Raw genomic sequence first — 1448 nt, 5'->3', positions numbered from 1 at the left:
TTCTGCTGGCAATAGCCTTTGCCCAATCGCTTTGGCTGGCGCTGCAATTTGCTTCTGACCCCCTAAGCCTTAGCCCTGCCCTCGATGACCTTTTCTATAACTTTAATCGCTTGGCGTTAATCGAGTATGCGCTAGTTATTAGCGTATTCGTTGCTCGCTTCCTTATGAGATGGTCGGTTAAAAAAACCAAATCGGCGGAGAAAGAAATCGTAGCGGGGGGCAAAAACGAGATTCTCCCGCTCTCCAGTTTGCGCTTTATCGCCGCGCTAATGGTGCTATTCTATCACCTCTCGCTCGACCCGGATGTGCCGCTATTCTTTTATAGTCTAGCTCGCAATAGTTTGATTGGGGTAAGCCTGTTTTTTGTGCTGAGCGGTTTTATCCTTTGCTATACCTACTACCCAAGTTTTCAAAAGGGCTTGAAGGGTAGGCTCTGGAATTTTTGGGTTGCGCGGTTTGCCCGTATCTACCCGATGTACCTGTTAACGCTGCTGTTGAGCTTGTTCTTTAGCAACGATTTTAGCAAGGCGGGTCCCTTTTACAGCCTTTTACATCTGCTAGGTCTCCAAACGTACATTTACGATTCCTATTACTTTGGGCTTTTCAACGGACCCTCATGGAGTGTAAGCGCGGAAATATTCTTTTATATGGTTTTCCCCTTCCTGCTATACTTGAGCGCAATTGCCCTAAAGACTGTACCGCAACTGCTACTTACGGGCTTTGCAATAATGGCAATCCAAATCGGTTTGATGCTCTTGGCAAGTAGTTTGAGTTACGATGACCAACATTATATTTTTTACAATACAGGACCCGGTAGGTTGTGCGAGTTTTTAATTGGCATTCTGGCGGGGAGAATATTCCTGCTGTGGCTGCATCGTCCGGTAAGCAAAGTGGAATTGCGCTGGGTTTCGCTGGCGGCGTTTATATCGGTGGTTGGCGTGATAGGCATAATGACGTTAGATAAAACCGTGTTGTCAATCTACCGTTTTGGGACTATTTACGCCGTGCCGTTTGCGATAATAATTTTCTGGCTGGCGCGTTATAGCACTCGTACCAGCAAGCTAATGTCTGCGCCCGTTTTTGTGCTGCTAGGGGAAGCGAGCTATAGCTTCTATCTCTTGCATGATTTGGTCATTCGCTTAATGGACTATATATTTACCGATTCTGTTAAAGGGATACCCGCTTATACTTTGTACGCTGGCGTTATCCTTGTTACCTCCACTCTTTCGATTATTCTTTTCCAATGGTACGAAACTCCGGCGCGGGTATTTTTAAGAAAGCGTCTTTTGCGAAAATAACCAACCCAACGAGGGCGCATCCCGATGCGTCCCTACCAATTAAACCCCCTGTACGAGCGACCTCCGGGTCGCGATTTGTTTGTCGCCCTTCCCATGATTTTACCCACCGCACGTATCGAGGGCAATAGCCCTCTCCCACAGAACGAGGGC

At 47.2% G+C, this 1448-nt stretch carries 1 protein-coding gene; it reads left to right on the top strand.

The window, feature by feature from the left end; translation table 11 throughout:
• A partial coding sequence (locus WCK19_RS18520; protein WP_342398890.1) for an acyltransferase occupies positions 1–1298 on the top strand: 1298 nt, incomplete at its 5' end.
• Between the last annotated feature and the right edge of the window lie 150 nt (positions 1299–1448).

This window comes from Candidatus Chlorohelix sp., from assembly GCF_037138995.1.
In the GTDB taxonomy this organism is placed as follows: Bacteria; Chloroflexota; Chloroflexia; order Chloroheliales; family Chloroheliaceae; genus Chlorohelix.
The sequence above is the reverse complement of the archived record's forward strand: the minus strand, read 5'-3'. Positions and strand labels throughout refer to the sequence as shown.